This window comes from Chromobacterium aquaticum (assembly GCF_021129195.1).
In the GTDB taxonomy this organism is placed as follows: domain Bacteria; phylum Pseudomonadota; class Gammaproteobacteria; order Burkholderiales; family Chromobacteriaceae; genus Chromobacterium; species Chromobacterium aquaticum.
In genome coordinates this window covers 1-2,973 of record NZ_JAJOHW010000185.1, presented here as the reverse complement: position 1 = coordinate 2,973, position 2,973 = coordinate 1, and the positions used below count along the sequence as shown (strand labels likewise).

General features: G+C 52.5%; 1 rRNA gene. It reads right to left on the bottom strand.

Going from position 1 to position 2,973, the window contains the following annotated elements:
• Positions 1-71: 71 nt before the first annotated feature.
• Positions 72-2,961, bottom strand: a 23S ribosomal RNA gene (locus tag LQT98_RS22310).
• Positions 2,962-2,973 lie beyond the last annotated feature (12 nt).

Here is a 2,973-nt window from a genome sequence, read left to right as displayed (position 1 = left end):
CATATATTCGGTATTCAATTGTGTCGCACAACACTATCTCGTCGCTCAGTTTCCCAAGCCACTCAAATGATAGGATCAAGCCTCACGAGCAATTAGTATCGGTTAGCTTAACGCCTCACAGCGCTTCCACACCCGACCTATCAACGTCCTGGTCTCGAACGACTCTTCAGGAGGGTCAAGCCCTCAGGGAAGTCTCATCTTCAGGCGAGTTTCCCGCTTAGATGCTTTCAGCGGTTATCTCTTCCGCACTTAGCTACCCGGCAATGCGACTGGCGTCACAACCGGTACACCAGAGGTGCGTCCACTCCGGTCCTCTCGTACTAGGAGCAGCCCCCGTCAAACTTCCAACGCCCACTGCAGATAGGGACCAAACTGTCTCACGACGTTTTGAACCCAGCTCACGTACCACTTTAAATGGCGAACAGCCATACCCTTGGGACCGGCTACAGCCCCAGGATGTGATGAGCCGACATCGAGGTGCCAAACACCGCCGTCGATGTGAACTCTTGGGCGGTATCAGCCTGTTATCCCCGGAGTACCTTTTATCCGTTGAGCGATGGCCCTTCCATTCAGAACCACCGGATCACTATGTCCTGCTTTCGCACCTGCTCGACTTGTCGGTCTCGCAGTTAAGCTACCTTTTGCCATTGCACTATCAGCACGATTTCCGACCGTACCTAGGTAACCTTCGAACTCCTCCGTTACACTTTGGGAGGAGACCGCCCCAGTCAAACTGCCTACCATGCACTGTCCCCAATCCGGATCACGGACCAAGGTTAGAACCTCAAACACACCAGGGTGGTATTTCAAGGACGGCTCCATGAGAACTAGCGTTCCCACTTCATAGCCTCCCACCTATCCTACACAAGTCTGTTCAAAGTCCAATGCAAAGCTACAGTAAAGGTTCACGGGGTCTTTCCGTCTAGCAGCGGGGAGATTGCATCTTCACAAACACTTCAACTTCGCTGAGTCTCAGGAGGAGACAGTGTGGCCATCGTTACGCCATTCGTGCGGGTCGGAACTTACCCGACAAGGAATTTCGCTACCTTAGGACCGTTATAGTTACGGCCGCCGTTTACTGGGGCTTCGATCAAGAGCTTGCACCCCATCACTTAACCTTCCAGCACCGGGCAGGCGTCACACCGTATACGTCCACTTTCGTGTTGGCACAGTGCTGTGTTTTTGTTAAACAGTCGCAGCCACCGATTCTCTGCGACCTCTCAAAGCTCCTCCCGCAGGGGATTCACTCTAAGAGGCATACCTTCTCCCGAAGTTACGGTATCAATTTGCCGAGTTCCTTCTCCTGAGTTCTCTCAAGCGCCTTAGAATTCTCATCCTGCCCACCTGTGTCGGTTTGCGGTACGGTTCTTATGCAGCTGAAGCTTAGTGGCTTTTCCTGGAAGCGTGGTATCAGTCACTTCAGGTCCGTAGACCCTCGTCATCACGTCTCGGCCTTAAGGGAAGGCGGATTTGCCTACCTCCCCAGCCTACCGGCTTAAACAGACTATTCCAACAGTCTGATGACCTAACCTTCTCCGTCCCCACATCGCACTGCATAAAAGTACGGGAATTTTAACCCGTTTCCCATCGACTACGCTTTTCAGCCTCGCCTTAGGGGCCGACTCACCCTACGCCGATGAACGTTGCGTAGGAAACCTTGGGCTTTCGGCGAGCGGGCTTTTCACCCGCTTTATCGCTACTCATGTCAGCATTCGCACTTCTGATATCTCCAGCATCCCTTACGAGACACCTTCACAGACCTACAGAACGCTCCCCTACCATCTGCACTTACGTGCAAATCCGCAGCTTCGGTTATCAGTTTGAGCCCCGTTACATCTTCCGCGCAGGACGACTCGACCAGTGAGCTATTACGCTTTCTTTAAATGATGGCTGCTTCTAAGCCAACATCCTGGCTGTCTATGCCTTCCCACCTCGTTTACCACTTAACTGATCATTTGGGACCTTAGCTGGCGGTCTGGGTTGTTTCCCTCTTGACGATGGACGTTAGCACCCACCGTCTGTCTCCCATGCTCGCACTTTCCGGTATTCAGAGTTTGCCATGGTTTGGTAAATCGCAATGACCCCCTAGCCATAACAGTGCTTTACCCCCGGAAGTGATACATGAGGCACTACCTAAATAGTTTTCGGGGAGAACCAGCTATCTCCGAGTTTGTTTAGCCTTTCACCCCTATCCACAGCTCATCCCCTAGTTTTGCAACACTAGTGGGTTCGGACCTCCAGTGCGTGTTACCGCACCTTCATCCTGGCCATGGATAGATCACTCGGTTTCGGGTCTACGCCCAGCAACTAAAATCGCCCTATTCGGACTCGGTTTCCCTACGCCTCCCCTATTCGGTTAAGCTCGCTACTGAACGTAAGTCGCTGACCCATTATACAAAAGGTACGCAGTCACGGAACAAGTCCGCTCCCACTGTTTGTATGCATCCGGTTTCAGGTTCTATTTCACTCCCCTCCCGGGGTTCTTTTCGCCTTTCCCTCACGGTACTGGTTCACTATCGGTCGATCATGAGTATTTAGCCTTGGAGGATGGTCCCCCCATCTTCAGACAGGATTTCTCGTGTCCCGCCCTACTTATCGTACGCCTAGTCCTTGGAATGCGTTTTCGTGTACGGGGCTATCACCCACTATGGCGGTCCTTTCCATGAACCTTCCACTAACACAATCCATAACACGTACAGGCTCTTCCGCGTTCGCTCGCCACTACTAACGGAATCTCGGTTGATTTCTTTTCCTGCAGCTACTTAGATGTTTCAGTTCGCTGCGTTCGCCTCCTCGTGCCTATGTATTCAGCACGGGATCTCCTTGCGGAGGGGTTTCCCCATTCGGACATCGTGGGATCAAAGCTCTATTGCCAGCTCCCCCACGCTTTTCGCAGGCTTACACGTCCTTCTTCGCCTATGATCGCCAAGGCATCCACCAGATGCACTTAGTCGCTTGACCCTATCATTTCAG